Origin of the sequence: Streptomyces sp. NPDC005820, assembly GCF_040630255.1 — a bacterium.
In the GTDB taxonomy this organism is placed as follows: domain Bacteria; phylum Actinomycetota; class Actinomycetes; order Streptomycetales; family Streptomycetaceae; genus Streptomyces.
The window spans coordinates 36429-61891 of record NZ_JBEXXE010000015.1; the positions used below are offsets into that span (position 1 = coordinate 36429).

Consider the following 25463-nt stretch of genomic DNA (forward strand, 5'->3'; position numbering starts at 1 on the left):
GCGTGGGGGGGCCGGCTCAGCCGACGAGGGCGCCGTGCCGGTCCCGGGCCGGGAACAGCCGGTTGTCGAGGACCGCCGCGAGGTAGGGCACGCCCTGCGTGTATCCGGTGCCGGAGCGTTCGCCGATCATCCGTACGGCCAGGCGGTAGTGGGTCTGCTTCCACCGCTGGTGCACCGATTCGAGCCGGTCGGCCGCCGCCCGGAGCGCCGCGTCGTCCGCGGGGTCCAGCCGGTGTGCGGCGATGAGACCGTGCCAGGTGTCCTGGACGGTGGCCTGCCCTTCGGTCACCCCCGCGTGGACCTGCGGCACGGAGGTGTAGGCGGCGGAGGCGAGTCGTGCGCGGCTGGGCGTGGAGCACAGGGACTCGAAGGTCTTGTAGCCGGCGGACTGGATGGCGCTGGCGCCCTCGGTGAACGTCCGGAAGGTCTGGAAGGCCTCCGGCCGCATGGTCGCCAGCAGCGAGAACAGCGGCAGGGATTCCTTGAGGATGTCGGCGACGGCGCCGACGAGGTCGGCGGCCTCCCGGGGCCGGTCGCCGTCGAGCCGCCGTACCGCCGTGGCCAGGGCGGACGACATGAAGGTGAACGTCGTCTCGAACGACTGCAGGGTGCGCAGGAACAGGTATTCGTCGTGGAGGACGTACACCGGCTGCACACTGCCCGCCAGCGCCAGGGTCTCCTGCGGGCCGGCGGTGCGCAGGATCTCGGCCGCCAGCGGGCCGGCGGGCGTACGGCCCGGGACCGCGGCGACGGCCGCGGGGTCCAGGGCTCCCCCGGGCGGCAGCGTGCGCAGGGCGGCGGGTTCCATCACCCGTACGGCCAACCGGGCGCGCTTGGCGACCAGTTCGGGCGAGGGGGGCATACCGAGCGGCGCGTCCGGGGTGTCCGTCTGCGACCGTCGCCCGAAGCGTAAGAGGTCGGCGAGCAGAAGCAGCACCACTTCGTCGCGGGCGCGCAGCGCCGCTCGCCGGTCGGCCGGGGCGGGCCGGGTCAGGAGGGAGAGGGCGGTGTAACTGGCGTAGTGGTAGCGGTCGTCGTGCTTGTCGAGGACGACGTCGAGGAACCGGTGCAGGAAAGAGGGTCCGTCGGGGCCCTCGGACGCGGGGAGCGCACCGCGTATCCGGTCCAGCAGGCCGAGGAGTCCGGCGTCGAGGAAGTGCTTGCCGACCGACCGCAGGTGCCCGAGAAGCGGGGCGTAGGGGAACTCCGCGGGGGTCGCGTTCACCGCCCAGGCGCGCAGTTCCTCGACGACGTCTGCCGCGGGGGGTGCGGACGTCATGCCTGTTTCCGGAAAGAGCGGGAATTTCGAGAGCCCATGGAGAGGTGTCCTTTACTCGGGACGAGTCTTTCTGGACGAGATCCTCCGCCTCCCGCCACGGGGCTTAAAGTCACCGAAATCCGGTCACGCCGCCTCGGTCACGCAGATGCGGTTCCGGGTTCGCGTGACACATTCCCGCGAGGCTCCCGGAAAGGGGTGTCCGGCCTGCCAGGACGCCGTTTACCTGCAGTATCGGCTCACCCGACCGCTCCGAAGAACGTCACCGTCACCGACCCCGCACTCGTGAAACGCGCCGTCAAGGCCGCCGCGCCGGGCAATGCGATGGAATGGGTCGACTTCGGCGTCTACAGCTATATCGCGGTCACTCTGGGCAAGGTCTTTTTCCCGTCCCGGAACGCGACGACCCAACTCCTCTCCACGTTCGGCGCCTTCGTCGCGGCCTTCCTGGTCCGCCCGCTCGGCGGCATGGTGTTCGGGCCGCTCGGCGACCGGGGCGGCCGCCGGAAGGTGCCGGCACTCACCATGATCATGATGGCGGCGGGCACCTTCGCCATCGGACTCATCCCGTCGTACGCCTCGATCGGCGTCGGAGCTCCGCTGCTCCTGCCGGCCGCCCGGCTGGTGCAGGGCTTCTCGACCGGCGGCGAGTACGCGGGCGCCTCCACCTTCATCGCCGAGTACGCGCCCGACAAGCGGCGCGGCTTCCTCGGCGGCGGAGTTCGGCACGCTCGGCGGGTACATCGGCGGCGCCGGCCTGGTCACGGTGATGACCGCCCTGCTGTCCACCGCCTCCGTCTGCGGATGCGTCTGGAGGAGACCCCGGCGTTCGCGGCCGAGATCGAGAAGGCCGAGGCCGGGCGCCCGAAGGGGCCGCTGCGCCGGATGATCACGGGTCAGTGGCGGGCGCTGCTGCTGTGCGTCGGCCTCGTGCTGGTCTTCAACGTCACCGACTACATGCTGCTGTCGTACATGCCGAGCTGTCCAACCAGTGAGCTCGCGTACGACGAGACGCACGGCCTGCTCGTCGTCCTCGGTGTGATGACCCTGATGACGATCGTCCCGCCCTTCGCGGGCGCCCTGACCGACCGGGTGGGCCGGCGGCCGGTGATCGCCGCGGGCTGTGCGGGCTTCCTCCTGCTCTCCGTCCCCGCCCTGCTGCTGATCCGCCAGGGCAGTCTGCTCGCGATCGCGCTGGGCGTGGGCGCGCTGGGTCTCCTGCCGGTCTGTTTCACGGCGGCGACGCCGTCCGCGCTGCCGGCGCTGTTCCCGACGAAGGTCCGCCACGGATAGCTGTCCCTCGGCTTCAACGTCTCCGTCTCCCTCTTCGGCGGTACCACCCCGCTGGTGGTGACGGCCCTGATCGGGCCGCCCCCCCCTGCCGGGCTCGGCCCCCTCCGTGGAGGGCTGAGCACCCGGGGCTCAGCGCCTGTGTCACGTCCCCGGCCGGGCGTAATTCGCTTGACCTGGTTGTGGGGTGACGCTGCATGGTGGCGGCGCACCACGAGGTGTGGTGCGGATGTCACCGGGAGGCAGCGGCAGTGATGGAGATCCGTTCCACGACCGAGGACGACCTCGGTGTCTTCGTCGACACGCTCCACGCCGCGTTCGGACGCTTCCCGGAAACACCGGACGACGGCCGTGGTGTCTGGTGGTCGGCGCTCGAGATCGAGCGCGGTCTGCTCGCGGTGGCGGCGGACGGGCGGCCCGTCGGGACCGCCGGTGCGCACTCCTTCGAACTCACCCTGCCCGGTGAGGTCCTGGTCCCGGTCGGCGGGGTGAGCTTCGTCGGGGTCCTGCCCTCGCACCGACGCCGGGGGGTGCTCACGGCGATGATGCGGTATCAGCTCGCCGAACTGCGGGCCCGAGGGGAGTTCCTCTCCGTGCTGCTGGCCTCCCAGGCCCCGATCTACGGCAGGTTCGGCTACGGACCGGCGACCTATACGCAGCGGCTGACGGTACCGCGCCACCAGGGTGCCCTCACCCTCTCCCGGGCACGCGGCGCGGCCGGCCCGGACGCCGGCACGATCGAGGTGCTGCGGCGGGCCGAGTGCGGCGGGATCCTGGAAGAGGTCTACGACCGCTACCGCCGCGCGCAGCCCGGCGCGCTGTCCCGGCCGCACCGCTGGTGGGACCTGGGCGCGGGACAGCCCCCGGTCTCTCCGGCGCCCCGCTATGTGGCCGTCCACCGCGACGCCGACGGGGTCCCGGACGGATACGCCAGTTATGCGCTCGGTGAGTCCGACACCCTGACGGTCGACGAGATGATCGCCGCCGACGACGCGGTCTTCACGGCCCTGGCCCGGTTCGCGCTCGACCACGACCTGGTCGGTCAGGTCGTGTTCCAGCACGTCCCGCCCGGGCACCCGCTGCGCTGGCAGCTCGTGGACTTCCGCGCCGGGCAGGTGAGCGGCGACACCGACTGGCTCTGGGTGCGGCTGCTGGACGTGCCCCGTGCGCTGACCGCGCGCGGCTGGTTCACCGACGGCGAGCTCGTCCTCGACGTCGACGACCCGTTCCTCGGCGAGCACGGCCGCCACCTGCTGACCGTCCGGGACGGCAAGGCCGACTGCGTCCCCACGGACCGGGAGCCCGACCTGTCCCTGGACCTGCGCGACCTGGGCTCGATCTATCTCGGCGGCACCGCCCCGAGCACACTCGTCCGCGCCGGACACATCCGGGCCCACCACCCGGACGCGGCCGCCCTCGCCGACGCCCTCTTCCGCGCCGAACGCCCGCCGCACTGCCTGCACTGGTTCTGACCGCGCACTCGCCGCCGCTGCCGCCGTCACCCCGCCGCCCGGGAGACGTCGGCGGCGGGTCAGGGCCTGGCCGCGCGAAGGACTCCCGGTGATCGTGCGCCCACTGCTCGAACGTGCCCGCCGGCCGGCCGAGCACGCGCGGCACATGGTCGGTGACGTACGCCGCACCGCCGGCCCGCGCCCAGCCGATCCCCGTGCTCACCTCGGGCGGCACCCCGTCGAGGCCCACCTCGGCGATCCCGACGGGCCGTTGCAGCACCCGCTCCAAAATCGCCGCCTGGTCCATGAACGTCAGCAGTTGAGGCCCCGTCGGCTCGTCCGCTGCCCGTCGTGCGCGTCGCCGGTCAGGGCGGCGACGGCGACCTCGGCCACGTCCCTCGGGTCGACGACGGCCTGCCGGGAGTCGCCGGTCAGGTTCGGGACGGACGCCCCGGCCTGGATCAGCGCCCGGTGATGGAGGAGGTTCGAGGCGAAACTCGGCGGGCGGAGCATCGTCCACCGGAGCCCACTGGCCTCGATCGCCTCCTCCGCGGCGAGGTGCCACGCGCCGACGGTCGCCCCCTCGAACCGCTCACCGCTGCCGATCGCGGACAACTTGACGATCTTACGGACGCCCGCCGCACGGGCGACCGTCACCAGGGCGATGTCGTGGTCCGCGGTCGGCACGGGCGGCACGGTCACCAGGAAGACCGTGTCGACGCCGGCCACCGCGCGCGCGACACCGGGTCGTCGAAGTCGGCACGCACACCGCCGGGCCGCTCGTGGCCGAAGTGACGGTGCGGGACGTCAGCCCGGTCGTCCGTCGGTCGTCAGTCGGTCGTCAGGCGGTCGTCAGGCGGCGGACCGGGGCATCGGCTAGGAAGGCGGTGATGTCCTCCACCGCCTCCGTGTAGAAGGTGCGGTAGTTCCGCTCGCTGACGTAGCCGAGGTGCGGTGTGGCGAGCACGTTGGGCAGGGAGCGCAGGGGATCGTCGGCGGGGAGCGGCTCGGTCTCGAAGACGTCGAGGCCCGCCCCGGCGATCCAGCCCTCGCGCAGGGCGCGCAGCAGCGCCGAACGGTCCACGAGGCCGGCGCGGGAGGTGTTGACCAGGTGGGCGTGCGGGCGCATGGCGCGCAGTTCCGGCTCGCCGAGCAGGCCGCGGGTGCGGTCGGACAGGACGAGGTGGAGGGACACGAAGTCGCTGCGGCGCAGCAGGTCCTCCTTGCCGTCGGCGAGCCTGGCGCCCGCGTCGGCGGCGCGCTCCGCGGTGAGGTTCTCGCTCCAGGCGAGGACGTCCATGCCGAAGGCGGTGGCGACGCGGGCGACCCGGGTGCCGATCCTGCCGAGACCGAGCAGGCCCAGGGTCCGGCCGGCGAGGTCCTGGCCGACGGTGGACTGCCAGGGCCCGCCCTCGCGCAGCGCCCGGTTCTCGGCGGTGATGTGCCGGGCCAGGCCGAGGAGGAGGGCCCAGGTCAGTTCGACGGGCGGCGTGGGGCTGCTCGCCGTACCACAGACCGTCACGCCCTGGGCGGCCGCCGCGGCGAGGTCGATGGAGGCGTTGCGCATGCCGGTCGTCACCAGCAGGCGCAACCCGGGCAGGCGCCGCAGGAGGCCGGCGTCGAACGGTGTGCGTTCCCGCATGACCACGACGATCTCGCAGTCGGCGAGTCGGGCGACGAGTTCGTCCCGGTCGGTGAGGTGTTCGCGGAGGACGCGCACGTCGACCTTGCCGTCGAGGACGCTCCAGTCCGCCCGGGTGAGGGCGGCGCCCTGATAGTCGTCGAGTACGGCGCAGCGGAGGGTCATGCGGACATTCTGCCTGGTGTGCGGGGGGACAGGGCGGTTCAGGTGGCGGGCGGCAGGCTGCGCAGGGCCGTGCCGAGGACGGCGACGCCCTCTTCGATCTCATGGGCGGGGCCCGCCGCGTAGCCGAGGACCAGGCCGGGCGGGCCGGGGCCGATGCGGTGCCAGGACAGGGGGTGCGCCTTCACGCCCCGCTCCAGGGCGGCCGCGGCCACGTCGACGTCGCTGGGGCCGTCGTCGCCGAAGGTGACCATGAGGTGCAGGCCGGCGGCCGCCCCGTGCACCCGGGCGCCGGGCAGGTGTTCCTCGACGGCCCGCAGCATCACGTCCCGGCGTCGGCGGTGGCGACGCCGGACATGGCGCAGATGCCGTTCCAGGTCGCCCGAGTCCATCAGCCGGGCGAGGACGAGTTGGGTGAGGATGCCGTTGCCGAGGTCGGCGTACCGTTTGGCGGCCACCACCGCGTCCAGCCGGTCCGGCGGGACGAGCAGCCAGCCGACGCGGAGCGCGGGCGCGAGCAGTTTGGAGACGCTGCCCGCGTAACAGACCCCTTCGGGCATCAGTGAGCGCAGCGCCGGGACGGGCGGCCGGTCGTAGCGGTGCTCGGCGTCGTAGTCGTCCTCGATCACCAGCCCGCCGTCGGCCGCCCAGCTCAGCAGTTCGCGGCGGCGTTCCCCGTCGAGGACGACCCCGGTGGGGAACTGGTGCGCCGGAGTCAGCAGCACCGCCCGGGCGCCGTCGGCGCGCAGGACGCCGACGTCGAGGCCGCCCGCGTCCACGGGGATCGGCACGACGCGGTGGCCGCCGTACTCCAGTTGCTGGCGCGCCCCGAGCGAGCCGGGGTCCTCGACGGCGATCCGGCGGATTCCCTCCTCCCGCAGGAGCCGCCCGAGCAGGGCGAGCGCCTGCGCCACCCCGGCGACCACCACGACCTCGTCGGGGTCGGCGCGGATGCCACGGTTGCGGGCCAGCCAGCCGACGACCGCCCGGCGCAGGGAGAGGGCGCCCCGGGGGTCGCCGTAGCCGAAGTCGGCCGGGCCGACGCCCGCGAGGACGGCTCGCTCGGCGCGCAGCCAGGCGGTGCGGGGGAAGGCGGCGAGGTCGGGGACGCCCGGGGAGAGATCGATACGGCAGGGCGTGGCGCGCAGGGCGTCGACGACGCCCTCGCGGTCGCCCGAGCGGAAGACCGCGGGCCCGGGCGTCGGTCCGGGTACGGGCCCGGGTACGGGCGGCATGGGTACGGAGCCGGATCCCGTGGTGTCGCGGAGGCGTTCCCGGGGCCGGGCGGGGCCGCGGGGCGCGGCGGGGGCCGCCACGACCACCGTGCCGAGCCGGCCGCGGCCGGCGATCTGACCCGACTCGGCGAGCCGGCGGTAGGCCTCGGTGACCACGCCCCGGGTGACGTGCAGCTCCTCCGCGAGCACCCGGCTGGCGGGCAGCCGGGTCCCGACCGGGAGCCGGCCGTCGGCGACGGCCGACCGCAGCTGGTCGGCGAGCCAGGCGATCCGTCCACCGTGCGGCGCCTGGCCGATGTCCAGCTGGAGGAAGTCCGAGCCGACGGCCGCGCCGCCCGAGGGCTCGTCCGCCGGGTCCGCTGGTTTGGACCCCTGCACCGGTGACTTCTTGGACCTGCCCATGACGTCCATTGTGCGGGCACCGTGATCGGCATGGACACACTTTCCCTACCTTCCCCGCCGTCCCCTTCGTTCGCCCGGCTCGTTCCCGGCATGGTCGGAATGACGCTGGTCGGCAGCAGCGTCACCGTCTCGCGCACCCTCGTCGACGCCCCGCTGTTCACCACGCAGGCGGTCCGGTACACGGCGGCGACCGCGATCCTCCTGGTCATGGCCCGGCTGGCCGGTGCCCGTCTGCTCCGGCCGAGGGGGCGGGAGTGGCTGTGGCTGGCGGGGATCGCGGTCAGCGGTCTGGTGCTGTTCAACGTGGCCGTGGTGCGGGGCGTCGCCCATGCCGAGCCCGCGGTGATCGCCGTCGCGGTCGCGTGCGTCCCGGTGGTGCTCGGGGTGCTGGGTCCGGTGCTGGAGCGGCGCGGGCCGAGCCGGCAGGTGCTGCTGGCGGCGCCCGTCGTGATGGCGGGTGCGGTGCTGGTGGAGGGAACGGGGCGCACCGATGCCGTCGGGGTGGCCTGGGCGGCGCTGGCCCTGGGCTGTGAGGCCGCGTTCACCCTGCTCGCCGTACCGGTGCTGCGGCGGCATTCACCGTGGGGCGTGTCCGTGCACGCGATGTGGCTGGCGGCCGTACTGCTGGGCGTTCTCGGCGCGGCGGCGGAAGGGCCGTCGGCGGTCGGGGAGTTGTCCGGCGCCCAGTGGGCGGCCGTCGGGTATCTCGCGCTGATGGTGACGGCGGTCGCCTTCGTGCTGTGGTACTCGACGGTCCGCGCCGTCGGCTCGGGCCGGGCCGGCCTGCTCACCGGCATCGCACCGCTCGCCGCGGCGGCCGTCGGCACCGTCTCGGGCGGCGGCACGCCCGGCCCGTCGGTGTGGCTGGGCATCGTCGTACTGATCCTCGGCCTGGTCGCGGGCATCGTGCCGAGTGAAAATCCGCTGCCTCGGCGCCGCGCGGATGTCAGGGTGTGACGGTTCGCATCCGCCCGAGGGAAGAGAACCTTCTGCATGGCCGTCATCCACCGCACCGACCTCAAGCCCACCAAGCTGGACCTGCTCACCGCGTGGCTGCCCTCCCGTCCCTGGTATCAAGGGGCCGCGGGCGCACCGCGGTTGACGAAGGCCGGCGGCTTCCGGCTGGACGATCCGCAGGGCGAGGTCGGGATCGAGTTCATGGTCGTCACCGACGCCTCGGCTCCTCACCCGACCACCTACCTGCTGCCTCTCACCTACCGCGGGGCCCCGCTCGACGGGGCGGAACACGCCCTCGTCGGCACCATGGAGCACGGGGTGCTGGGACGGCGATGGGCTTACGACGGCTGCCACGACCCCGTGCTGGTCGACCGGTTGGCGGCCCTCGTCGAGGGAGTCGCGCAGGCCCAGGACCAGAACACCAGCGACACCCCCGACCGGGAGGTCGTCGCCTCCCGTACCGGTGGGGGCTCCCTCCCCACGGACTTCACCGCGGCGGACGACCGGGAGGGCACCGCGCTCATCTCGCCGGACGGCACGACCGTGCGTCTGCGCCGGGTCCTGGAACCCGCCCCGGACGGCCCGTTCGTCGCTCCCCGGGGAGTGATCGGCCAGGTCACCGGCTCCTGGCGGCTCCCGGACGGCACCCGGGCCCGGGGCGTGTTCGCCGTCCTGCTCGCGGACACCGGGGCGTAACCCCTTCTGGGAGCGGGCACCGCCCACCCTTGCGGCGGACGGGAGCAGGGTAATAAGTTTGGGCTCAAACGACCATCCTCTACGGCCCCCAGGGACACCCGGAAGTGCGAGGACGCCGATGACGCCCAACCCGCCCCGCATGCTGCTCGTCCTCAGCGAGAACTGGACCCTGACCGGCGGCCGGGCCGACCTGCCCGCCGCCGTGCGGTGGGCACGGGAGGCGGAGGACGCCGGGTTCGACTCCGTCATGGTCAGCGAACACATCGTGCTCGGCCCGGACGCCGCCGCCGCCGGCATCATGGGCAACCCCCGCGACTACGCCCTCCCGGGCAACCAGGACCCGTACACCCCCTGGCCCAACTCCCTGCTCCTGCTGGCCTCGATCGCCTCCGTCACCGAGCGGCTGCGCCTTGCCGCCGCCGCCGTCCTCGCCCCGCTGCGCCACCCCCTGCTGATGGCCAGGGAACTCGGCACCCTCGACCTGCTCAGCGAGGGGCGGCTGCTCGTGCAGCCCACGGTCAGCTGGAGCAAGGACGAGTACGACGCGCTGGGCGTGCCCTTCGGCAGGCGGGGGCGGTTGCTCGACGAACATCTGGAGGTCTGGGCGAAGGCGTGGGGGCCGTCCCCGTTCTCGTACGACGGCGAGCACTACGCGTTCCGGGACGTCTACTTCGAGCCCAAGGCGTATCGCCCGGAGGGTCCCCGGCTGTGGTTCGGCGGTCAGCGCCTGCACGGGCCGGTCCTGCGCCGGCTCGTGCGGCACGGCCACGGCTTCCACCCGCTGGGCCGGCCCGCACCGCAGGACATGCAGACACTGAAAACGGCGATGGCCACCGCCGGACGGGACATCGCCGAGCTGGAGATGATCGGCGGCACCCAGGCCGTGTTCCCCGACGACCACGCACCGGCGGATCTGGGCGCGGCTCTCGCGTCGATCCCCGAGCAACTGGAGCAGGGCTTCACGACCTTCTGCATCAAGCCGAACCAGTTCATCGACGACCCGAACGGCATCGGCGCGTTCTGCCGCGAGGTCATCCGACGGGTGGAGGCACGGACCGCGTAGCCGCACGGTGTGACGCGACGGGTCATGCCACGCCCCTCACCGATCTCCGAGCAGGTCGGACTGCGGGAGCCTCGACGGTCCTGGACCGGCGAGAGGGGCTCTCTGTCGTGGCTCCGCCTATCGCGCGGCAGCCGGGACTTCCGGGCGAGGGTCGATCGGCGCGAGTACGCCGAGGCGGTCCTCGATCTCCTGGGCGGCGGCCAGGCACAGGTCTTCCCGGAACGCGCGCCCGATGATCTGTACGCCGGACGGCAGTCCGTCGCTGACTCCGGTAGGTACGGCGACCGCTGGTACACCCACGAAGCTGGTCACCGTGCACAGGCGCATGCTCCCGGCGACCCGTTCCCGTCCCGCTTCGTCGCGTGACTCCAGGCCCGGCTCGACGGGCGGCTCGGTGAACACCGGTCCGAGCAGCAGCGGGTACGCGTCGAGGAACTCCGCCCAGGAGCGGCGGATGCCGAGCCAGGTCCCCATCAGCTTCGTGAGTTCTGCGGCGTTGGCAGGCGGAGTCTTCTCCATGGCCATCCGGATGTAGCGGGCTCCGCCTTCGCCGAGCAGTTTCCGCACCACCGGCCAGGTCGGCGCGAATTCGGTCACGGTGATCCGGCCGTACGCCTCGAGTGCCTCGTCCAACCGCGGAACATCCGCCATCTCCCGCACGTCGTACCCGGCGTCGCGCAGCGCGTCGGCTGCGGCCGTGACAGCCGCGCGGACCGTGGGATGAACGCCGTGGCCGCCGGGGTCGGCGACGACCGCGACCTTCACCGGTCCGGGCAGCGGTTCGCCGTAGAGGGGCACCGGCACGGCCCGCGGGTCCCTCGGGTCGGTCCCGGCCAACGCCTCGAACGCCAGCCGCAGGTCGGCGACCGTACGGGCCAGGGGCCCGTCGGTGACCAGCATCTGTGAGGCTGGTCCCGGGTCGTCCGGGCCGAGGACGCGGTGGTCGGCGGGGAACCGCCCGGTGGTCGGCTTCAGCCCCGTCACGCCGCAGAACGAGGCCGGGATCCGTACGGATCCGCCGGAGTCGTTGCCGAGTCCGAGCGCGGCCATGCCGGTGGCGACGGCCACTCCGTCACCGCCACTGCTGCCGCCCGGGGTCCGGGTCCGGTTCCACGGGTTGACGGTGTCGCCGAACAACTCGCTGCGGGTGTGCATCCCGGCCAGGACCAAGGTGGGCATGTTGCTGTGGCCGATCGGTATGGCTCCCGCCGCGCGGAGCCGGGCCACCGGGGGTGCGTCGGCCGGGGCCACCAGGTCGCGGAAGCGTGCCGATCCCAGTGTGGTCGGCACCCCTTCGACAGCGGTGGTCTCCTTCACCGTGAAGGGCACGCCGGCCAGCGGCCCGAGTTCTTCGCCCGCTGCTCGCCGACGGTCCGTGTATGCCGCGGCCTCGCGGGCTCGCTCAGCCAGCAGTTGCGTGACCGCGTGGACCTGTGGATTGACCTCGGCGATGCGTTCCAGGTGGCTGTCGACCAGGTCGACCGCCGATATCTCTCCGCCTCGAACCGCCTCCGCCTGGGCGGCGGCCGTCATTACCCACAGGGCGTTCTTCATCGGGCTTCCTGTCCGCATGCCGAAGTGCTTGTGCCCGAACCATAGCCCGGAAGCGATACGATCGTATTGGAATAAGGAGGCTGACCGAGCATGCCCAAACAGGTGGACTACGAAAGCCGACGCCGGCGGATCGCCGAGGCCGTCTGCCTCCTTGCCGAGGAACACGGACCGGAGGGAGTGAGCATGCGCGACGTCGCCGCCCGCGCGCAGGTCTCACTGGGCGCCGTTCAGCGCTGCTTCCGCAACAAGGGGGAGATGCTCCTCTTCGCCGTCGACCACGTCGGCGACCGCATCACCGAACGCGTGAGGACCCGTCTGGCCGAGGGCCCGGCCCCGTCGGCCGCCACCGCCCTGGGCCACGTGACCGACGAAATCGCCCTGCTCCGCGAAGAACACCGCACCGACGCACGGATCTGGCTCGCGTTCGTCGCTCAGGCCGCGGTCAGCGAGCCACTCGCCGGCCCACTGAGAACCAGCTACGCGGCCCTCCAGAACCTCCTCGTCCGCCTCATCACGGAGGCCACCGGGAGCGGCTCGGCCGGCGAAGGCGCCACGCCACCCGACCCGCGGCAGGAGGCTCGCGCACTGCTCGCCCTCGCCGACGGCCTCACCACGCATGTGCTCATAGGCCACTTGACCGCAGAGGAAGCCGAGGAAGCCCTGCACGCGCATCTGGTCGCCCTCTGGGAACGCCTCGGCACCACCCGCCCCCGAAAGGCCGTCTGACACTCAGGTCGCTCACGCGGGACACGAACCGGTCTTCCACGACTTCACCTCCCGCGCGGCCAAGCGACACCGCAGCGATCAGGCCCGTCCCGCACCTGGTGGACGCCATCCGGCACGACGAACGACGCGAGTGACCGCGGGCGGTCGACGCAACTGGCGTCAGCCGCCCGCCGCGGCCGGCCAGGCGTCGCGGTCCAGTAGGTCCAGCACGAGTGCCGCGATGTTCCAGGCGTCGTCCTCGCCGCGGTGATGGCGTCCTTCGAGGGGCAGTCCGGCGATCTGCAGGGCCTGGCTCATACCGGGCTTTCTGCGCAGGCCGCGGGCGGTGGTGAAGACGGCCTTGGCGTTGGTGTGGCCGCGCTCGACCGGATATCCGAAGGGGTAGGCCACCCGGTCCGCCTGGCTCTGGCGGGCGAACTGGCGCCGGTCGTAGTCGCCCCAGCTCGCCCAGGGCCGTTCCGCCGCTCCGTGCTCGTCGACGAGGAGCCGGCACGCCTCGGCGAAGGTCATGCCGCGCTCCACGTCCGCCTGGGTGAGACCGGTCAGTTCCGTGCAGAAGGGACTGACGGTCGACCGGGTGGGGCGGACCAGGATGCCATGCCGGGACACCCGGCGCCGGGCCCGCAGATCGACGACCGTGAGGCCGATCTCGATGATCTCGTTCACCGAGCCCGGCGGGGGTTGCCCGTCCCAGCAGGTGGCTTCGACATCGATGACGTTCAGGAGGCTCATGGCGCGAGGCTACGAGGGGGCGGGACCGTTCGGCATCCGTATTGTTTCCGGCTCGCGGGCGGCCCCGCTTTCCGCCGCGTCGGGACGGCCCCGGCCGGTGCGGTCGAGCAGCGCGGCGAGCAACAGGGCCGTACCGGCGGTGAGGGCCGTGCCCCGCCAGCCGAGGGTTTCGAGCAGCGGCGCGGCGAGGGCCGTGCCGAGGGCGCCGGTCGTGAAGTACAGCACCAGGTAGACGCTGGAGAGGCTGCCGGAGCGGTGGGGATCGAGGGCGATGACGCGGCTGGTGTTGGCGGCCTGGGCGGCGAAGCAGCCGGCGTCGAAGAGGGCGAGGCCGAGGGCGACGGCCGGCGGGGTGTCCAGGCCCGCGGCCAGGACGGCGGTGCCGACGGCCGCGGCCGGCAGGGCGATGCCGATCATGGTCGCGGGGCCGTGGCGGTCGGCGAGGCGTCCGGTGAGAGGGAGGGCGGCGAGGCCGAGGAGTCCGGTGAGGCCGTACAGGCCGATGGCGGTCGGATCCAGGGAGTACGGCGGTGCGGCCAGGGCGAGCGCGAGGGCGACCCAGATGAGGTTGAAGGCGAAGTACCAGAGTCCGCCGACGAGTACCGCGCGTCGCAGTGGGGGGAATTCGCGCAGCAGCGGGGGAAGCGCGGCGAGGGTGGCGCGGTAGCCGTGCGGGGAGTGCGGGCGCTCCCGGGGCAGGAGCGTGGCGGCGGCGAGCGCGCAGAGCAGGGCGAGCGCGGCGAAGACGAGGAGCATGCGCCGCCAGCCGAGGAGGTCGGTGAGGGTACCGCCGGCCAGCCGGCTGAGCAGGATGCCCGCCGACATGCCGGCGGCCACCGTGGCGACGCCGGTCGCGCGACGGCCGGGCGGGGCGTGCCGGCCGGCGATGCTGCCGACCTGGGCCGCGACACTGGCGGCCGCCCCGATGACCAGATAGGCGGTCAGCAGCACGGCCGGGCCGGACGCGGCGGCGGCGACGGCGAGGGCGGCGGCCAGCGTCATGAGCTGGGCGGCCACCAGGCGGTGGGGGGCGAGGCGGTCGGCGAGCGGCAGCAGGAGGGCGAAGCCGGTCATGCAGCCGGCGAGCGCGGCCGTCGGGACGAGGCCGATCACGGAGGCGGGGACGCGGAGGTCTGCGGCGACCGTGGAGAGGGCGGGCTGGACGGCGTAGTTGTTCGCGAGGGCCGTACCGGCGATGGTGGCGAGGAGGAGCGTGCCGCCGCGGGGAAGCGGGCGGGTCATGGCCGGGTGCCGCGGGTGAGGACGACGGCGTAGCGGCACTCGGTGTCGGTGGTGTTGGCGAAGGCGCGCTCGCTGGGCTCGCCGAGTTCGATGGTGTCGCCGGCGTCGAGTTCATGCACGGTGTCGCCGTCGTGGAAGGTCAGATGTCCGTCGAGGACCCACACGATCTGCCGGACGAAGGCGAAGGCCGCGGCCGGGTACGGCACATGGGCGCCGGCGGGCAGACGGATCTCGGCGACCTCGGCGGGGAAGTGCGGGCCGGTGATCTGGCGGCGCCGGTAGCCGGTCCCGGGATCCCGCCACTCGGGCACCTCGGCCGCCCGGCGCACACCGGTCGCCTGCCCCGCCCTCTCCCCTGTGCCTTCCTGCACGGCTCCGGCTCCGGCTTCTCCTTCCCCTTCCCCTTCGGCTTCGGCTTCGGCTCCTTCTGCTTCGGCGAGGGCGAGCAGGGAGGCGACGCTGAGCTGGAACGCGGCCGACAGCTTGCCGAGGACGACGGCGGTGGGGCTGCTCTCGCCGCGCTCGATCCTGCTGATCATGGCCTGGGAGACACCGGAGGCGTCGGCGAGCCGGGCCAGGGTCCAGCGGCGGCGTTCGCGTTCGGTACGGACTCGGGTGGCGATCTGCCGCACCAGGGGATCTACTATGTTGGACATGAATCCAATATACGAGAGAAGCGCGCCGACGGTGACCGTACGGCGCGCACGGCCGGCCGACGCGGAAGCGGTCCGCGCGATCCGCAACCACGCGATCGAGCAGTCGACGGCGCTGTGGACGGAGACCCCGCAGTCCCCCGCAGAGGGAGCCGCCTGGCTTGCCGCCCATCTGGAGCACGCGTCGGCGTTCGTGGCCGAGGTGGAGGGCGAGGTCGCCGGGTTCGCCGTCTACGGTCCGTGGCGGGAGCTCGACGGGTTTCGCGACACCGTCGAGGACTCGATCTACGTCCGCGAGGGCCGGCAGGGGCTCGGCATCGGCTCGGCGCTGCTCGACACACTCGTCACCGCGGCGCGCGAGGCCGGCCATCACGTCATGATCGCCGACATCGAGGCGGAGAACGCCGCGTCCGTCCGGCTGCACGAGCGGTTCGGCTTCCAGCACGTCGGAACCGTGCGGGAGGCCGGCGCCAAGTTCGGCCGCCGGCTCGACCTGACGATCATGCGGCTGCCGCTGAGCCGCTGACGGTCAGCTGTCGGGCCCCGGCCGGTGGCAGTGTCTCGACGGCACCGAGGACCTGCGGCACACATCACGATCGACGGCGCTCAGCCGAAGTACGCCTGCTCGTTGACGTGGAACATGTAGTTCCGCCAGTTCGCCCTGATGTAGGTGAACCGCGCGGGGTCGTAGCTCCACAGCTGGTCCAGCGCGCCGGTGATCAGGGCGTCGTTCGCCCGGACGAAGCCCAGGACCGCCTCCGCGACCGGGGCGTACGACCAGTGCCAGCGTTCCTGGCTGATCGCCGGGGTGTCCTGGGCCGACTCGGCCGTGTACGTCTGAAGGAAACCGTAGCGGGACGCGTTCGCGCGCAGCCAGGCGTAGTGCGCGGTTTGCGGGCCGCCGTCCGTCCAGTTCTGGGGAGTGGTGTCGAAGAAGTCGGCGTCGGAGCCGAGGTGGTGGCGTGAAACGCCCGGCGCGGTCGAGGTGCGCAGTATCTCGATCTGGCGCTCGTCCGGGGTCATGGACGCCCAGACCGTGCGGTGGGATTCCTTGTCGGGGTCCCACTGCGGGTCCGTGCCCAGCTCGGTGGGGTACTTGGCGCGGATCTCGTCGGTGATGACGCCGAAGGTGCCGGCGCCGCCCGAACCGGTGCGCAGGAAGTCGTACTTGCGGTCCCATATGGTCCGCTGGGTGGCCGCGGTGCGCACCCGGGAGACGACGACCGCGGCCCGGTCGGTGCCGGTGCCGGCCGCGGCGGCGTCCGCCAGGGCGTTGACCTGGCTGTCCAGTTCGGCCGGGATCGTGTCTGGGGCGGTGCCCGTGCCGGTGATCCAGGCCGCGACCGCCGCCGGGTCCGCGGCGCCCAGCACGGCGGTGACCGCGCTTTCGCGGGCGTCGATGTCCTGCTGGGAGGAGAACACCCGCGGCGGGGTGTCGTTCCCGAAGGCCGACCAGCCGATCCCCGCCGTGCCGACGGCACCGGCGCCGGCCGTGGCCAGCAGCAGGAACCTGCGCCGGCTGGGCCTCCTGTGGCGCCCCGGGGCCGGATCGTCGTGCGTGCCCTGCATGGTGGTCCTCTCTCGACTCCACGCGGACGCGCCCTGTTCTCCTGCCCGCCCCCGAACTGAGGGCACTCTAGGGGATACGGGCGAAGGTTCCGAGTCCGGATCCCGTCAACCTCCTTGGCGGCCAGGGTGTTTGTCCCGGCCTGCGGCCCTGACCACACACTGACCGCACTCCGACCGCACTCTTCTATGACGGTGGTCATAGGATGAGTCCGTAAGGCTTCCGCACCGCCGAGCGAAGGGACGGGGTCAGGGATGGCGATGTCCGAGCGTGGCCCGCGCGAGCGGATGGTCTTCAGCGCGGCCCAGCTCCTGCGGCGCGGCGGGGTCGCCGCCACTGGTATGCGCGAGGTCGCCGCCCATGCCGGGGCACCGCGCGGCTCGCTCCAGCACTACTTCCCCGGCGGCAAGGAACAGCTGCTCAACGAGGCCGTGGGCTGGGCCGGACGGTACGCGGCCAAGCGGGTGGCCCGGTTCCTGGCCGCGCTGCCGGAGCCCACACCGAGCGCGCTGTTCGCCGAGATGGTGCGCCAGTGGACGGACGAGTACGAGACCGCCGGCTTCGCGGGCGGCTGCTCGCTGGCCGCCGCCACGGTGGACTGTGCCGAGACCACCGAGTCCACGAGGGAGGCCACCGCCGCCGCCTTCGCCGCCTGGACCGCACCGCTGGCCGCGGCACTGACCGACCTGGGTGTCCCCGGGGAGCGGTCGGACGCGCTCGGCACGCTCATGATCAGCTCCCTGGAGGGCGCGATCATCATGGCCCGGGCGGAACAGGACGTACGGGCCCTCACCACCGTGTCCCGGGAACTCGGCCCGCTGCTCGACGCGGCCGTGCGCAAGGCGGGTTGACCGGTTCCCCGGCGCGGGCGCGCCCACCCCCGACAAGCCGAGAGGGACGTATGACGGAAACACGGGAAGCACATGACTGGGCCGGCGAGGCGGTCGCGGTACGGCGGTTCCAGGAGCGGCTCGGGCTGCCGGGACTCGTCGACGTGCACGTCCACTTCATGCCGGAGAACGTGCTGCGCAAGGTCTGGGACTACTTCGACGCGCTCGGCCCGCTGACCGGTGGCGTCGAGTGGCCCATCACCTACCGTGCGGAGGAGGCCGAACGCCTCGCCGTGCTCCGGGACTTCGGCGTCCACGCCTTCACCTCGATGGTCTATCCGCACAAGGGGGAGATGGCGCAGTGGCTGAACGGCTGGGCCGCCGACTTCGCCCGCCGCACCCCCGGCTGCCTGCACACCTCGACCCTGTTCCCCGAGCCCGGAGTCGAGTCCTACGTCAGGGAGGCGATCGAGTCGGGTGCGCGCGTCTTCAAGGCACACGTCCAGGTGGGGGCGTACGACCCGGCGGACGACCTCCTCGACCCCGCCTGGGGGCTGCTCGCCGAGGCCGGGGTGCCCGTCGTGATCCACTGCGGCTCGGGTCCCGCACCGGGCAAGTACACCGGCCCCGAGCGGGTGGAGCGGGTCCTCGCCCGGCACCCCCGCCTCCGGCTGATCGTGGCGCACATGGGGATGCCCGAGTACCAGGACTTCCTGACCCTCGCCGAGCGGTACCAGGAGGTCAGGCTCGACACCACCATGGCCTTCACCGACTTCGCGGACCGCTTCGCCCCGTTCCCCCCGGACGCCCTGCCCCGGCTCTCCGACCTGGCCGACCGCATCCTCCTCGGCAGCGACTTCCCCAACATCCCCTATCCGTACGTCCATCAGCTGGAAGCCCTGGAACGCCTGGGCCTCGGCGACGCATGGCTGCGGGGCGTCTGCCACGACAACGGGGCGCGCTTGTTCGGGCTGGGGTGAACGCGGTGGGTCCACGGCACTTGATTGCCGAGGCCGGGGAATCCGTGGTACCTCTCCGCCATGACCGCGATTTCCCCGTTCACCCCTGACGCCGTCGACTGGCACATCCTCGACGTCCTCCAGCGCGACGGCCGGGCCAGCTTCGCCGACCTCGCGCGGGCCGTCTCCATGTCGCCCAGCGCGGTCACCGAGCGGGTGCGCCGGCTGGAGGAGGCCGGGATCATCAACGGGTACGCGGCGGTCGTGGACCCGGAGAAGGTCGGGCTGACGATCCTCGCGTTCGTGCGGCTGCGCTACCCGAACGGCAACTACAAGCCGTTCCACGACCTGGTCGACGCGATGCCGGAGATCCTGGAGGCCCACCATGTGACGGGCGACGACTGTTTCGTCATCAAGGTCGCGGCCCGTTCCATGCGCCATCTGGAGGAGGTCAGCGGGCGCATCGGCGGCCTGGGCTCCGTGACGACCAGCGTCGTGTACTCGTCCCCGCTGCCCCGGCGCCCCGTGGGCCGCTGAGGGCCCACGGGCCGCCCGTCACCCGATCAACGATTCCTGCCACGGATGCCCGGGATGCACGCGCCCCAGCCACTGCGCCAGCCGGTCCCGGCGCGCCCGCCCGAGTTCCGGCAGCACCCCGTCGAAGTCCGCCTGGTCCTTGGCCCGTACCGCCTTGGCCTTGAACAGCAGCACCAGCTCCGGGATCAGATAGGGAATCCCGTCCGGCGTCCGCTCGATGATCGCGTCGTACGGCAGCCGCAGGCTCTCGTCCCGTCGGCAGATCCACGTCCCGCCCTCGTGCGGCTCGCGGAAGACGTCGAACAGGAACCGCCCGCTCGCCGGATCCCGGAGCCAGGTCTGGTGGGTGGCCGCCAGTGCCGCGGGCCCCGCCGCCGCCCAGACGTGTCCCGACCCCACCGCGTCCCACGCGTACGCGGGGAAGCGGTCCCGCACCTCCGGGAAGTCCGCCGAGGGCACCGCGATCTCCAGATCACCGTGCGGCCGGGTCCGCCGCCCGCGGAACAGATCCAGCGCCCATCCGGCCGCCACGCACCAGGGCGTCCCGACCCCGGCCAGCCGCTCGGCGACCTGTTCCGGCCGCCAGGCGTCCGCCCACCGGGCCTCCCATTCGTCGGCGCCGAACACGACACCGCCGGGCGGCAGTTCTTCGCTCATCGGCGCAATGTACCGTCACGGCCCGCCCGTTCACGCCTCAGGAGCCACCCCGTACGGCGCACGACCGGGCCAGGGCGAGGGTGCGGACACGGGCCACGCCGTGCCGGACCAGCGAGTCGGTCGCCGCGAACGCGGCCAGGGCGAGCAGGAAGGCCATGGCCGGTCCGAGCGTGAGCGGGGCGAAAGAGAGGACCAGCAGGAAGCCGAGGGTCCCGGCGACGGAGGTGAGCGCGCCGCGCATCAGGTCGGCCGCCGCCGCGGCTCCGGCCGTGCGGTGGATCGAGGGGCCCATGACCGACAGCAGCACCGGAAGCGCGGCCAGGACACCGCCGACCAGGGGCCCGATCACGGCGGTCGTGATCAGCGCAGCTGTCACGATCACGCCGGAGAGCGCCATCCGCGTCGGGATCTCCCACCGCCGGGCGGGACCCGGCGACCGCCCGGCGGGATCGGCGTCGGGCCAGGTCAGCAGCCCGAGGACGATCACGGACGAGGTCAGTGCGGCGGACAGCCAGACGTTGCCGAAGGCCGGCCCGACCACCGCCGCGCCCAGCGCGCAGAGCAGGGCGAGCAGCAGTGTCCGTGCCGGGCGGCGGGCCGGGGCGAACCGGGCGTACGCGAGGCTGTAACAGGCCACGACCAGCATCCCGGCGACACCGCCCTGCGCGGCCGACGCCGTCGTCGTGGGGCCGGAGTTCATCCAGGTCATCGCGAGGAACGGCCCCGTGGTGGTCGGCGCGCCGAGCAGTTGGCCGCCGCGCCGCGGGCCCATACGGCGGGCGACGAGGGAGGCGAGCAGAGCGAGGGAGGGAGCGAGAGCGGCCCGGAGAAGCACGGATTCCATACCGGTGATTTTCGCGCCGATCCGCCCGAATTTGTTGCGGATATATCGGGCATGGAGGCCTTCTGGCCGAGGAATACTCGCCACTTTTCTGCAAGGGGTGAGAATTCCTAGAATGGGACCGTGGACCGTATCGATCGACAGCTGCTCGCCCTGCTCCTCCGGGACGGCCGGGCGACCTATCAGGAGCTGGGCCGTCAGGTGCGCCTGTCGGCGAACACGGTGGCCGACCGGGTGCGCCGGCTGCAGACGTCCGGTGTCATCCAGGGCTACCGCGCCGAACTGAACCTGGCGGCGTTCGGCCGCGGCATGCAGCTCATCAGCGACATCCGGCTGCGCGAGGCGGTGGACCGCTGGGCCTTCGAGGAACAGCTCGGCGATGTGCCGCAGGTGATCAGCGCCGTGCGCATGACCGGCGAGTACGACTTCCAGCTGCGGGTGGCGTGTGCCGACGCCCGTGAGTTCGAGACGGTCGTGGACCGCCTCAAGGCGGAACTGGGTGTGCGCGAGGTGCGCAGCCGGCTCGTGCTGCACGAGGTGGAGCTGGACGCCGGCCGCGCGGTCGAGCCCTGAGTCAGTCCCGCCGTACCAGCATGCTCAGCGTGTTCGCGGCCACGATGGCGCCGATGCTCGCCCATTCCGTCGGACCCAGATCCTGGCCGAGGCCGATCCATCCGACGAGGGCGGCCAGCAGCGGGTTGACGCTCATGAAGAGCCCGAAGGCCTGGGCGGGGACCCGGCGCAGGGTGAACAGATCGGCGAGATAGGGCACGGCCGAGGAGAGCACACCTGCCGCGACGGCGTAGCCGACCGCCGCGGCGCCCGGCGGCTGCCGCAGGACGAGGACCACGCCGATCGGCAGAAAGGTCAGCGCGGAGATCCCGGCCGCCGCGGCGGAGCCCTGCGCTCCCGGGACACGGCGGCCGACGCTGCGGTTGAGCAGGATGTACGACGCCCAGCAGCAGGCGGCGAGCAGGCCCAGGCCCATCCCCGCGTAGTCGGTCGAGGGCCGCGGGCGCATCAGCGTGACCACCCCCGCGGCGGCGATCACCGCGCACAGGGCGTCGACGCGGCGGCGCGCCGCGGTGAGGGCGATGGTCAGCGGGCCGAGGAACTCCAGCGTCACCGCCAGCCCGAGGCCGATCCGGTCGATGGCGGTGTAGAGGGAGAGGTTCATCGTCCCGAACACGACGGCCAGCCCCAGCACCGGACGCCACTGTGCCCAGGTGAGGTCCCGCAGTCCGGGGCGGCCGACGGCGAAGAGGACGAGGGCGGCGACGTACTGCCGGACGGCGACGACGCCCAGCGGGCCGAGGACCGGGAAGGCGAGCGAGCCGATGGCGGCGCCCACCTGGTTCGACAGACCGCTGCCGACCATGGTGGCCACCCCGGCCGACCGTCCGCGCGCCGGCTCGGGGGACGCCGTACGCGGAGCCGTGCCGGAAGACTCGGAGAGGGTGCCGGATGCGCTGTCCATGCTCGGATCGTGCAGCGCGACCCCTCATACGCAAAATGCGTCCACGACCTTATCCATACACTCTGGTTATGGATGGAGCCATGGGTGTGGAGGTACGGCAGCTGCGCTGTCTGGTCGCCATCGTCGACGAGGGCAGTTTCACCGACGCGGCGATCGCCCTCGGCGTCTCCCAGGCGGCGGTGTCCCGGAGTCTGGCCTCACTCGAACGCAACCTGGGGGTACGGCTGTTGCGGCGCACCTCCCGCGAGGTCGCGCCGACGCCGACCGGGCTGCGGGTGCTGGCGCACGCCCGCCGGGTGCTCGGCGAGGTGGAGGGCCTGGTCCAGGCCGCCACCTCGGGCCGGGCCGGCCTGCGGATCGGCTACGCCTGGTCGGCGCTCGGCCGGCACACCCCCGCGTTCCAGCGCCGCTGGGCCCGGGAGCACCCCGGCACGGATCTGCACCTGGTCCGCTTCAACTCCGGCAGCGCCGGACTGGTGGAGGGCGTCTGCGACCTCGCCATCGTCCGCAGGCCCTTGGACGACCGCCGTTTCGACTCGGCCATCATCGGCCTGGAGCGACGCCTGTGCGCTCTGTCGTCCGACGACCCCCTGGCCGGGCGGCGCTCGCTGCGTCTGGCCGATCTCAGCGACCGCACGCTGCTCATCGACCGGCGGACCGGGACCACCACGCCCGAGCTGTGGCCGGCCGGCTCCCGCCCCGCGATCGAGGAGATCCACGACGTGGACGACTGGCTGAACGAGATCTCCGGCGGGCGCGGGGTCGGGGTCACGGCGGAGTCCACCGCCCACCAGTACCCCCGGCCGGGCGTCGTCTACCGGCCGGTCCGCGACGCCGAACCCATCGCGGTGCGCCTGGCCTGGTGGCGGGACGATCCCCACCCGGCCGCCCAGCGGGCGATCGAACTGCTCACCGCGCTGTACCGCGAGGGCTGACCTCGCGCCCCGTGGTACCGGCCGCGCAGTATGGGTGGGAAGGGAAGCCCTCGCACGGGTGGAGGCGAGACGGTGGTGGGACGGACGCACGGCGACGGAGACCGGCCGCCCGACGGTCCGCTCCACGTGCCCGGCGAGGAGCTGACGGCCCGGGCCGTCGTCGACGAGCACGGCACGGTCACCGAGTGGAGCGAGGGCGCCCGAGGGCTGCTCGGCCACCCGGCGGCGGAGATCGTCGGCCGTCCGGCCGCCACCCTGGTCGACGGAGAACCGCCCGCCGAGACGCTGCGCCGGCTGCCGGACCTGCCGAGGTGGACCGGCACGGTCCGGCTGCGGCACCGGGACGGGCACGGCGTGGGCGTCCGGCTGCTCGCCCACCACCGGACGGCGCAGGGCGGCCGGGGCGACTGGCTCGTGCTGTCCGCGCTCGCCGACGCCGTGCCCGCCCCGGAGTCCGACGAACTGGCCGCGTGGAGCTTCTACCAGGCCTCCTGCTGCTCGATGGAGATCTACGACACCCGGCTGCGCCTGGTCCACGCCAACCGCTTCTCCGAGCACGCGATGAACCTCGGCGAGGCGGAGATGCGCGGGCTGCGGCACGCCGAGATCGTGGCCCACCCGGAGTTCGACCGGGTCGAGCGCCATATGGCGGAGGTGCTGCGGACGGGACGCCCGCAGGACGTCGAGGTCCAGGTGCGGGTCGCGGGCGAACCCCGCAAGCAGGCCTGGTCGCTCTCGCTCTTCCCGCTGAAGGACGGACACGGCGTGCTGCGCGGGGTGGGCCTGTCGGCGCACGACCGCACCGAGCAGTACTGGGCGCACAAGCGGTTGCAGCTGCTCAGCGACGCCGGTGCCCGGATCGGGAGCACGCTGGACGTCACCCGCACGGCACAGGAACTGACGGACGTGGCCGTCCCGGAGTTCGCCGACTTCGTCACCGTCGAGCTGCTCCCCGACGTCGAGCGGGCGGAAGCCGGGGAGCCCGGGTACGGGCAGGCGCTGGAGGGGGTGTTCCGGCTCCGGCGGGCCGCCCAGCAGTCGGTGCTGCCGGGTGTCGCCGAGGCCGTGCTGAGCCCCGGCGAGACCGACAACTGGCCGGCGGACTCGCCGACGGCGGAGTGCCTGGCCACGGGCCGGGCGGTGCTCCGGGCCGAGTTCGACCCGTGGTCGGCCGACTGGTCGGCGGGGCACCCGGGGCGGCCGGCCGCGGTCCGCGCCTTCGGCATCCACTCCGTCATGGCGGTACCGCTCACGGCCCGCGGGCACACCCTGGGCGTGGCCGTCTTCCTGCGGCACCAGCGGCCGGAGTCGTTCGGCGCGGGGGATCTGCTGCTCGCCGAGGAGATCACCGCGCGCGCCGCCGTCTGCATCGACAACGCGCGCCGGTACACCCGCGAACGGGACACCGCGCTGACGCTCCAGCGGACCCTGCTGCCCCAGCGGCTGCCCGCCCAGGCCGCGGTGGAGGCGGCCTTCCGCTATCTGCCCTCGGACACCCTGGCCGGGGTGGGCGGGGACTGGTTCGATCTGATCCCGCTGTCCGGCGCCCGGGTCGCCCTGGTCGTCGGGGACGTGGTCGGGCACGGCATCCAGGCCTCGGCGATCATGGGGCGGCTGCGGACCGCCGTACGCACCCTCGCCGACATCGACCTCCCGGCCGACGAACTCCTCACCCACCTGGACGATCTGGTGATCCGGCTCTCCGGGGACGCGGCCCCGGACGACGACGTACCGCCCGACCAGGCGGCCGAGCTGGCGACCGGTCTCGGCGCCACCTGTCTGTACGCCGTCTACGACCCGGTCTCCCGGGTCTGCACCCTGGCCAGCGCCGGCCACCCGGCGCCCGCCGTCGTCGGGCCCGGCGGAGACGTCGAGTTCCCGGACGTGCCGCCCGGCCCCCCGCTGGGACTGGGCGGGGTGCCGTTCGAGACGACCGAGCTCGTCCTTCCGGAGGGCAGTCTGATCGCCCTGTACACCGACGGGCTGCTCGAGTCCCGTGAGCAGGACCTGGACGAGGGGACCGTACGGCTGCGGCGGGCCCTCGCCCGTCCGGCCGCGTCACCGGACGAGGTGTGCGACACCGTGCTCGCTTCGGTGCCGCCCGAGCGTCCCGGCGACGACATCGCCCTGCTCGTCGCCCGCACCCGGGCGTTCGACCCCGGTCGGGTGGCCACCTGGGACCTGCCGGCGGAGCCGTCCATGGTGGCCCGCGCCCGCAAGCTCGTGACCGCCCAGCTCGACACCTGGGACCTGCCGGAGGTGTCCTTCGTCGCCGAACTGGTGGTGAGCGAGCTGGTCACCAACGCGATCCGGCACGCCGAACCGCCCATCCGGCTGCGGCTGCTCCGCGACCGCCGGCTCATCTGCGAGGTGTCCGACTCCAGCAACACCGCCCCGCATCTGCGCCGCGCCCGCACCTACGACGAGGGCGGCCGCGGCATCCTTCTCGTGGCCCAGCTCAGCCGCGCCTGGGGCACCCGCCACACCGGCACCGGCAAGACCATCTGGGCGTCACTGGCCCTGGACTCGGCATCCGCCTCCGCCTCCGCCGACAGGTGACAGGACAACGGCGGCGGCCA

The 25463-nt window shown here is 73.1% G+C and carries 24 protein-coding genes and 1 pseudogene; 13 read left to right on the forward strand and 12 right to left on the reverse strand.

Features of this window, described 5'->3' with window-relative positions:
* Positions 1-16: 16 nt before the first annotated feature.
* The gene (locus tag ABZ464_RS19815) at positions 17-1279 is read right to left on the reverse strand and encodes a tryptophan 2,3-dioxygenase (protein WP_359278627.1); all 1263 of its coding nucleotides are present in this window, start codon (positions 1277-1279) and stop codon (positions 17-19) included.
* Between the two features lie 204 nt (positions 1280-1483).
* On the opposite strand from ABZ464_RS19815, the pseudogene ABZ464_RS19820 reads away from it, so the two are divergent.
* Positions 1484-2644: pseudogene (locus ABZ464_RS19820) on the forward strand (MFS transporter); the annotation flags it as partial.
* Positions 2645-2820: 176 nt separating this feature from the next.
* Positions 2821-4038, forward strand: a complete 1218-nt coding sequence (locus ABZ464_RS19825; protein ID WP_359278630.1) for a GNAT family N-acetyltransferase — start codon at positions 2821-2823, stop codon at positions 4036-4038.
* Positions 4039-4329: 291 nt separating this feature from the next.
* Here the strand turns inward: ABZ464_RS19825 and ABZ464_RS19830 are convergent, their stop codons facing one another.
* From ABZ464_RS19830 to ABZ464_RS19840, 3 genes are all read right to left on the reverse strand, one after another.
* The gene (locus tag ABZ464_RS19830) at positions 4330-4746 is read right to left on the reverse strand and encodes an NAD(P)H-binding protein (protein WP_359278633.1); all 417 of its coding nucleotides are present in this window, start codon (positions 4744-4746) and stop codon (positions 4330-4332) included.
* 112 nt (positions 4747-4858) lie between these two features.
* On the reverse strand, positions 4859-5824 hold the full coding sequence (locus ABZ464_RS19835; protein WP_359278636.1) for a D-2-hydroxyacid dehydrogenase family protein: 966 nt from the start codon (positions 5822-5824) through the stop codon (positions 4859-4861).
* Between the two features lie 38 nt (positions 5825-5862).
* Complete coding sequence (locus ABZ464_RS19840) at positions 5863-7467, reverse strand: PLP-dependent aminotransferase family protein (protein ID WP_359278639.1); 1605 nt, start codon at positions 7465-7467, stop codon at positions 5863-5865.
* 21 nt (positions 7468-7488) lie between these two features.
* On the opposite strand from ABZ464_RS19840, the gene ABZ464_RS19845 reads away from it, so the two are divergent.
* The 3 genes from ABZ464_RS19845 (at position 7489) to ABZ464_RS19855 (ending at position 10174) form a co-directional block, all read left to right on the forward strand.
* On the forward strand, positions 7489-8415 hold the full coding sequence (locus ABZ464_RS19845) for an EamA family transporter (RefSeq protein WP_359278642.1): 927 nt from the start codon (positions 7489-7491) through the stop codon (positions 8413-8415).
* 36 nt (positions 8416-8451) lie between these two features.
* The gene (locus ABZ464_RS19850; RefSeq protein ID WP_359278645.1) at positions 8452-9111 is read left to right on the forward strand and encodes a 1,4-alpha-glucan branching protein; all 660 of its coding nucleotides are present in this window, start codon (positions 8452-8454) and stop codon (positions 9109-9111) included.
* Positions 9112-9229: 118 nt separating this feature from the next.
* Positions 9230-10174 (forward strand): TIGR03619 family F420-dependent LLM class oxidoreductase, encoded by a 945-nt coding sequence (locus tag ABZ464_RS19855; RefSeq protein ID WP_359278648.1) that lies wholly within the window; start codon positions 9230-9232, stop codon positions 10172-10174.
* Positions 10175-10291: 117 nt separating this feature from the next.
* Here ABZ464_RS19855 and ABZ464_RS19860 read toward each other — a convergent pair whose 3' ends face one another.
* Positions 10292-11728, reverse strand: coding sequence for an amidase (locus ABZ464_RS19860; protein WP_359278651.1), 1437 nt, complete (start codon positions 11726-11728; stop codon positions 10292-10294).
* Positions 11729-11818: 90 nt separating this feature from the next.
* On the opposite strand from ABZ464_RS19860, the gene ABZ464_RS19865 reads away from it, so the two are divergent.
* Positions 11819-12454 (forward strand): TetR/AcrR family transcriptional regulator, encoded by a 636-nt coding sequence (locus ABZ464_RS19865; protein WP_359278652.1) that lies wholly within the window; start codon positions 11819-11821, stop codon positions 12452-12454.
* Between the two features lie 159 nt (positions 12455-12613).
* Here the strand turns inward: ABZ464_RS19865 and ABZ464_RS19870 are convergent, their stop codons facing one another.
* Genes ABZ464_RS19870 through ABZ464_RS19880 form a run of 3 tightly spaced genes read right to left on the reverse strand, consistent with a single transcriptional unit; the run spans position 12614 to position 15084 of the window.
* The gene (locus ABZ464_RS19870) at positions 12614-13186 is read right to left on the reverse strand and encodes a 3'-5' exonuclease (RefSeq protein WP_359278655.1); all 573 of its coding nucleotides are present in this window, start codon (positions 13184-13186) and stop codon (positions 12614-12616) included.
* A gap of 9 nt (positions 13187-13195) precedes the next feature.
* Complete coding sequence (locus ABZ464_RS19875) at positions 13196-14428, reverse strand: MFS transporter (RefSeq protein WP_359278658.1); 1233 nt, start codon at positions 14426-14428, stop codon at positions 13196-13198.
* Positions 14425-15084 (reverse strand): XRE family transcriptional regulator, encoded by a 660-nt coding sequence (locus ABZ464_RS19880; protein ID WP_359278661.1) that lies wholly within the window; start codon positions 15082-15084, stop codon positions 14425-14427. The genes ABZ464_RS19875 and ABZ464_RS19880 overlap by 4 nt, the downstream gene beginning before the upstream one ends.
* Between ABZ464_RS19880 and ABZ464_RS19885 the strand changes: the two genes are divergently transcribed.
* Complete coding sequence (locus tag ABZ464_RS19885) at positions 15083-15607, forward strand: N-acetyltransferase family protein (protein WP_359278664.1); 525 nt, start codon at positions 15083-15085, stop codon at positions 15605-15607. The two genes, ABZ464_RS19880 and ABZ464_RS19885, sit on opposite strands and share 2 nt — an antisense overlap.
* Before the next feature lie 80 nt (positions 15608-15687).
* On the opposite strand, the gene ABZ464_RS19890 is transcribed toward ABZ464_RS19885, so the two are convergent.
* Complete coding sequence (locus ABZ464_RS19890; RefSeq protein WP_359278667.1) at positions 15688-16650, reverse strand: D-alanyl-D-alanine carboxypeptidase family protein; 963 nt, start codon at positions 16648-16650, stop codon at positions 15688-15690.
* A gap of 252 nt (positions 16651-16902) precedes the next feature.
* Here ABZ464_RS19890 and ABZ464_RS19895 point away from each other — a divergent pair, with 252 nt between their 5' ends.
* Genes ABZ464_RS19895 through ABZ464_RS19905 form a run of 3 tightly spaced genes read left to right on the forward strand, consistent with a single transcriptional unit; the run spans position 16903 to position 18974 of the window.
* Positions 16903-17499 carry a TetR/AcrR family transcriptional regulator gene (locus ABZ464_RS19895; RefSeq protein ID WP_359278670.1) on the forward strand — a complete coding sequence of 199 codons (597 nt, stop codon included), beginning with the start codon at positions 16903-16905 and terminating at the stop codon, positions 17497-17499.
* A gap of 50 nt (positions 17500-17549) precedes the next feature.
* The gene (locus ABZ464_RS19900) at positions 17550-18458 is read left to right on the forward strand and encodes an amidohydrolase family protein (protein WP_359278673.1); all 909 of its coding nucleotides are present in this window, start codon (positions 17550-17552) and stop codon (positions 18456-18458) included.
* A 60-nt stretch (positions 18459-18518) separates the two neighbouring features.
* Complete coding sequence (locus ABZ464_RS19905) at positions 18519-18974, forward strand: Lrp/AsnC family transcriptional regulator (protein ID WP_359278676.1); 456 nt, start codon at positions 18519-18521, stop codon at positions 18972-18974.
* Positions 18975-18992: 18 nt separating this feature from the next.
* On the opposite strand, the gene ABZ464_RS19910 is transcribed toward ABZ464_RS19905, so the two are convergent.
* Positions 18993-19631, reverse strand: coding sequence for a hypothetical protein (locus tag ABZ464_RS19910; protein WP_359278679.1), 639 nt, complete (start codon positions 19629-19631; stop codon positions 18993-18995).
* Positions 19632-19668: 37 nt separating this feature from the next.
* A complete protein-coding gene (locus ABZ464_RS19915) occupies positions 19669-20475 on the reverse strand; it encodes a hypothetical protein (protein ID WP_359278682.1) in 807 nt (268 codons plus the stop codon).
* 120 nt (positions 20476-20595) lie between these two features.
* Here ABZ464_RS19915 and ABZ464_RS19920 point away from each other — a divergent pair, with 120 nt between their 5' ends.
* Positions 20596-21045: an Lrp/AsnC family transcriptional regulator gene (locus ABZ464_RS19920; RefSeq protein ID WP_359278685.1), complete on the forward strand. Its 450-nt coding sequence runs from the start codon at positions 20596-20598 to the stop codon at positions 21043-21045.
* Between the two features lies 1 nt (position 21046).
* On the opposite strand, the gene ABZ464_RS19925 is transcribed toward ABZ464_RS19920, so the two are convergent.
* Positions 21047-21850 carry an EamA family transporter gene (locus ABZ464_RS19925; RefSeq protein WP_359278991.1) on the reverse strand — a complete coding sequence of 268 codons (804 nt, stop codon included), beginning with the start codon at positions 21848-21850 and terminating at the stop codon, positions 21047-21049.
* Positions 21851-22029: 179 nt separating this feature from the next.
* Here ABZ464_RS19925 and ABZ464_RS19930 point away from each other — a divergent pair, with 179 nt between their 5' ends.
* Together ABZ464_RS19930 and ABZ464_RS19935 are read left to right on the forward strand one after the other, a co-directional pair.
* Positions 22030-22884, forward strand: a complete 855-nt coding sequence (locus ABZ464_RS19930) for a LysR family transcriptional regulator (protein WP_359278993.1) — start codon at positions 22030-22032, stop codon at positions 22882-22884.
* 72 nt (positions 22885-22956) lie between these two features.
* Positions 22957-25443: a SpoIIE family protein phosphatase gene (locus tag ABZ464_RS19935; protein WP_359278687.1), complete on the forward strand. Its 2487-nt coding sequence runs from the start codon at positions 22957-22959 to the stop codon at positions 25441-25443.
* Positions 25444-25463: the final 20 nt, after the last annotated feature.